Origin of the sequence: Limosilactobacillus mucosae, from assembly GCF_046939755.1 — a bacterium.
Lineage (GTDB): Bacteria > Bacillota > Bacilli > Lactobacillales > Lactobacillaceae > Limosilactobacillus > Limosilactobacillus mucosae_A.
Genome location: NZ_JBKZAY010000049.1, coordinates 1 through 5409, shown reverse-complemented (window position 1 = coordinate 5409; position 5409 = coordinate 1). Strand labels below are relative to the sequence as shown.

Genomic DNA, 5409 nt, shown 5'->3' with positions numbered 1-5409 from the left:
CGACATCGTGGGCAGTTTTCTGCGCCCAGCTGAATTAAAGGCAGCTCGTGAAAAATTCGCCAACCACGAAATTGACCATGCTGAATTGAAAGCCGTTGAAGACAAGTGTATCAAGGAATTGGTCGAAAAAGAGGCACAAGCTGGCCTGCACGCGGTTACCGATGGCGAGTTCCGGCGCTCATACTGGCATCTGGACACGTTCTGGGGCTTTGAAGGCATTAAGCATACGCAGCAAGAGCATGGCTATCTGTTCCATGATGAAGAAACGCGAGCCGATTCCGCGCAGGTTGAAGGCAAAATTCGTTTTAACGGCACGCACCCCGATCTGGAAGCGTTCAAGTATCTTAAGAGCTTAACGGATGGCAAGGACCTGATTCCACGCCAAAGCATTCCGGCGCCAGCACAGCTTTATGCTGAACTATACCGTGGCGATGAAAATATTCAAGCCCTTGAAAAGTTCTATTCTAATAAACAGGAATTGATTGCTGATATTGATAAGGCATATCATGATCTGATTCTGGCGCTGTATGAAGCTGGATGTCGTGACCTTAAGATTGATGACTGTACCTGGGGCATGGTTGTCGATGACGATTTCTGGGCAACGATGACGGAACAAGGCTTTAATCGTGATGATCTGGAAAATGAATATTTACAGGTTAATAATGGCGCGTTAACAGACCTGCCAGCGGATTTGACGGTTACGACCCACATTTGTCGTGGCAACTACCACTCCACTTGGGCAACTAAGGGTGGTTATGGACCAGTTGCCGATTATGTGCTAGCCAAAGAAAACGTTTCGGCATTCTACCTGGAATATGATTCGGATCGGGCAGGCGGTTTTGAACCATTGGCGAAGGTCCCAGCTGACAAATACGTGGTGCTGGGCCTGCTAACCTCTAAATCTGGCGAATTGGAAGATCGTCAAGTAATCTTGGACCGCATTCAAGAAGCGGCGCAGTATCATGATCTGGACAAATTATGCCTGAGTACGCAATGTGGCTTTTCTTCAACCGAAGAAGGCAACATTCTGACTGAAGAACAGCAATGGGCTAAAATCGCCTTGGTCAAGAGCATCGCTGAAGAAGTCTGGAGTGCTTAAAACTGTCTTAGTTAATCTCCTTAAATGACATTTTTCCTTAAAAAAGCAGCATATGCCAAAGGATCAACAATCGTGGGCTGAGATCATTTAGCTCAAATATGCTGAAATACTATAAATATCTCCTCAAATAAAATAAAACTCCTCGTAGCCAAACGGGGAGTTTTTGTTATAGTCAGTAGCTGAGTGATTTAGTTATTGGCGACAGCAGTCTGCAGATCACTTGCCTGTTCAATGTTGTGAGCGTCCATGTATTCAATGATTTCATTAATAGTGATGTAGGGAACGTTCAGCCGCTTAGCCATCTTTGAAAGGTCATCGCGACGTGCCATGTGACCATCTTCTTTAAGCACTTCAATGATTACCGCAGCCGGTTCAGCGCTCGCCAGATATGCCAGATCAACAGAAGCTTCAGTATGACCGATCCGCTTGCGCAGGCCGCCATCCAAAGCATACAGTGGTTGAATGTGGCCAGGGTGGTTAAAGTCAGTTGGCTTAGCAGCCGGGTTGGCAATATGATTGATCGTAGCAGCACGGTCAAATGCAGAGACACCAGTCGTGACGCCAGTTGCTTCAAAAGTACCGTCCGTAGTGGTCATAAATGGCGTTTGGTGTGGGTCAGTGCTGTGTTCAACCATCTTGGTAAAGCCCAGCTCGTGTGCCCGTTGGATGGTAATTGGCACGCACATCAGACCATTGGCTTCATGCAGCATCTCATAGACCGTTGCAGGAGTGATGCGGTCTGCCAAAGCTACCAGATCGCCTTCGTTTTCGCGGTCTTCGTTGTCAGAAAGAATTACGTAGCCGCCGTTTTGCAGCTGTTGCAGAGCAGTTTCGATCGTGTCAAATTGAACCATAATTATTTAGCCTCTTTCTCTGTTTGCCAAAAGTAAAAAATCAATTCTCCGTTCGAACGTGGCCTTATCATAATCCGTTCTTTTTGATTTGTAAACCGTACTTTTTACTTCTCGTCCGATAATTTATCAAATGAATCACGAACATTAACTGAAAATTATGGCGAACGTTCGAGAATACCCAACTGAACAATTGAACAAGAATTTGATTAAGAAGGCAGACGAACGTTCGTAAAGCCGTTCGAGTGCGTTAGTCGCCTGCTTCTGGGAACAAGTGTCGCTTTTGTTTAGTAGTGAACGAGAAAATTAACAAAAACAGTCATCAAAATTTTTTCAAATATTTTTTGACGACTTCTATTTTTTAAATATTTAAAGCAGTTTAGTTGATTATTTACTATTAAGCTGGTCAAATAGATTTAAAAATTAAGGTCAGTAGTTTTAGCGATTTTTGAAACACGTGCCGTTAAATGAAGTCGTTAAGCCGGTAGATATTGCCAATATGGTTGCTTTCCTGGCTAGCGATAAGGCGCGCTATGTCACGGGTGAGCTGATTACGGTGGCTGGTGGCTTTGGCTTGCCAACGCCGATCTACGGGGATGCCATGAGTGGCAGCATTAAAAAAGACTAATAATAACTAAATAAAGGACTCGTCGATTTTTGGTGGGTCCTTTTATATTATTTGGCTTGATTCAGCAAGGCCTGCATCGCTTTGATCGGGATGCGGCTGTAATTAACGTCCAAGCGACTGACATAGTTCAAATCAGCCAGCCATTTTTCGATTGCTCGCCTAAACTTACGATTGGAACGGTTGCTAATGCTGACTTTTATTCAAGTTTTTGGTGCAGCTGACGATGACACGCCGGTTGAATTTGATAAGCAGAGCTGGGACCGAGTGATTAAAGGGGCAGGTGAGATTGAAGAAGTGATCGTTCAGCAAGGTGAACTGATTAATTAAGGACTTGCGAAAATGCCAACGCCGGAATCAAGTATGGATCAGCGCCTGAGCAAGCTAGAACTGATCGTTGGTGAATGGGGAGTCTGGCACCGGGATGCTTTTACCGTCAAACCGGCATTAAAACAGCAGGTAACGATGCGGGATGCAGTGGCAACCGCAATAACGCTTAATGTCTTGCAGCGCTACTGTGATCTGGTGAAAATGGCTACGGTAGCACAGTCGGTCAACGTACTGAATGCATTGTTTTTGACTGCGGGCGAAAAGACGATCATGACACCAAACTATGATGTCTTTGTCATGTATCGGCGGCATCAAAATGGGCGGCTGATCCAATTGCCGGCAATGAACAGTGAAAAACTTGATGTTATGGCAACCGTCAAGCAGGACCAATTGACGGTAACCATCATTAATAAAGACTATGCCCAATCCCATCAGCTGATTTTAAGATTGGGTGCTTCAGCCATGATGACGCGTCACGAAGAATTCAGCGCGGCCTCGCCTAATGAATATAATTCGGCAGCCGCACCAGATCGCGTTCGGACGCGTACTAAAACGCCAGCGCCATTTGCAGCTGATGTTTTCGCGCTTGAATTGCCGAATGCTTCCGTTAGTCAATTCCAGTTTCAGATGAACTAGACTGCAGCAATGACCGACCAGTCGAATTTGGCTGATTAATCAAAGCAGTACGTTGGTCGCCTTATCGATCCTTTAATCAATTGATGTAAAATGGCCGGTTAAAAATTTTTTATTTATTTTTAGTAAGCGCAGTCGTTGCGGATAATTCGATACTTTAGCGTGATTTTGTTTAAGATAGATGAAGGAATTTGCATTGGCAAGTGAATCGATCTTTTGGTAGGATATAAAAGTTGCTCAAAGCCCAAACGGCTGATTTGTCTTATTTTATGGGCCCGTATAATAAGGCAGCTGGCGAGAAAGTGAGCACTTCTTGTCAACCGAGGTGGGGGTCGCCCCACGGATAAGCGGCCGCGCAGTTTCGCGTGGTAAAAGCTACTGAGAAAAAGGAGAGAATTGATTCATGGAACGCAATGAAAATTACTTTGTCTGGCTGTTCAACCAACTAAAAGGGTGGCCAATGCAAAACTATCTGCTGTTTTTCTTTGCCCTGGGCTTCCAGTTGGCTCTGTTAATCAGCAGCAAGGTTACATCAGTTACACTGATCACGTTTATCGGCACGATTTTAGGGACGTTGTGCGTATTGGCGATTAATGCTACCAAGGCGATCAATGGCTGGCTGGGGCTGATCTCGGCTGCCTGCTTTATCTACGCGGGTTTGGCGGCCAAGAACTATCTGTCAATTTTTGAACAGATTGCTTATGTCTTGACGCTTGATCTGCCAGTAATCTTTGCCGTACGCAGCTGGAACGATGACACCAAAAATCACCTGCGCCGTTTCGGAACTAAGCAATGGATCGTAGCCATTATTGGCACACTGCTGGTCTACGTTGTCAGTGGCTATTTGATCGGCAGTTTCACTAATGATCCGCGGCCATGGATCGATGCCATCAGTTTTGCTATCAGTCTGACCGCGGGCATTATGTGCTTTATGCGCTACAATAACCAATACTACTGGTGGCTGGCGTCCGGTATCTTCCAGCTGATTCTTTGGGGTGTGACCTTTGCGCAAGGGGATGCCACGCTGGCAATGGCGATCAACAGTTTGATCTACGTGGTCAATGACATTCTAGCTTTTATGGTTTCGCCATGGTTTAATCACGGCCGTCGTCAAGCTGGCTTAGCGGAAATGGAATAGATTAATCAAGATGATTGATATCGGCATCAACTGCTTTCAGAGAGATCTGAAGGCAGTTTTTTTGTATAACGGCCACGAATCAGCAGTTCAGAAACGGCTACTCATTTTTTTGAATATGATCCAAGCAGTATTACTTAAGGTTTCCAGGAACGATTGCATCAATCAAATGAAAAACCTCACCGCGGAGCATTTCCGCGATGAGGTTTTAAGTAGTTCAAGCTAGATTAACAAGCAATGAAATTAGTTATGGCGTTTTTTGACAGCTCCCGTCAAGGAAAGCGCTAGACTGGATAAGCCGAGTCCTAAGGCTGCCAATAAGCCGGTTTGTTCATTACCGGTTTGTGGCAGCGTCTTTTGACTCGTCTTGGCCGGGCTCTGGTGGTGGTTCATTGATGAAACCGCAACTGAAGCTAATGGCGTATTTAAAGCGACTGATGGCTTATCTGCCGCTGCTGCCGGAGTTTCAGGCGTCGATGGCTGCTCAGGCGTTGATGGAGCCGGAGTTTCAGGCATCGATGGCTGCTCAGGCGTTGATGGAGCTGGAGTTTCAGGTGTCGATGGCTGCTCAGGCGTTGATGGAGCCGGAGTTTCAGGTGTCGATGGCTGCTCAGGCGTTGACGGAGCCGGAGTTTCAGGCGTTGACGGAGCCGGAGTTTCAGGCGTCGATGGCTGCTCAGGTGTTGTTGGGTCAACCGGATCAACAGCTGGTTTTGCATGGTAGATAACATTGATC

At 46.0% G+C, this 5409-nt stretch carries 7 protein-coding genes; 5 read left to right on the top strand and 2 right to left on the bottom strand.

All coding sequences use genetic code 11. The features are described 5' to 3' along the window. The coding region (locus ACLUWI_RS09870; RefSeq protein ID WP_412147181.1) for a 5-methyltetrahydropteroyltriglutamate--homocysteine S-methyltransferase at positions 1-1099 on the top strand (1099 nt) is incomplete at its 5' end. 188 nt (positions 1100-1287) lie between these two features. Here the strand turns inward: ACLUWI_RS09870 and ribB are convergent. After that, complete coding sequence (gene ribB / locus ACLUWI_RS09865; protein ID WP_412147180.1) at positions 1288-1953, bottom strand: 3,4-dihydroxy-2-butanone-4-phosphate synthase; 666 nt, start codon at positions 1951-1953, stop codon at positions 1288-1290. Between the two features lie 454 nt (positions 1954-2407). Here ribB and ACLUWI_RS09860 point away from each other — a divergent pair, with 454 nt between their 5' ends. The 4 genes from ACLUWI_RS09860 to pnuC all read left to right on the top strand — a co-directional run bounded on the left by ACLUWI_RS09860 (position 2408) and on the right by pnuC (position 4676). Then, entirely contained in the window at positions 2408-2578 is a 171-nt protein-coding gene (locus ACLUWI_RS09860; RefSeq protein ID WP_412147182.1) for an SDR family oxidoreductase, read from the top strand. A gap of 186 nt (positions 2579-2764) precedes the next feature. Further along, positions 2765-2905, top strand: a complete 141-nt coding sequence (locus ACLUWI_RS09855) for a hypothetical protein (protein ID WP_412147179.1) — start codon at positions 2765-2767, stop codon at positions 2903-2905. Positions 2906-2917: 12 nt separating this feature from the next. Further along, a complete protein-coding gene (locus tag ACLUWI_RS09850) occupies positions 2918-3541 on the top strand; it encodes an alpha-L-arabinofuranosidase C-terminal domain-containing protein (RefSeq protein ID WP_412147178.1) in 624 nt (207 codons plus the stop codon). A gap of 400 nt (positions 3542-3941) precedes the next feature. Further along, positions 3942-4676, top strand: coding sequence for a nicotinamide riboside transporter PnuC (pnuC, locus tag ACLUWI_RS09845; RefSeq protein ID WP_412147177.1), 735 nt, complete (start codon positions 3942-3944; stop codon positions 4674-4676). A 240-nt stretch (positions 4677-4916) separates the two neighbouring features. On the opposite strand, the gene ACLUWI_RS09840 is transcribed toward pnuC, so the two are convergent. Beyond that, positions 4917-5409 (bottom strand): LPXTG cell wall anchor domain-containing protein (locus tag ACLUWI_RS09840; protein WP_412147176.1); only part of this gene is annotated, 493 nt, incomplete at its 5' end.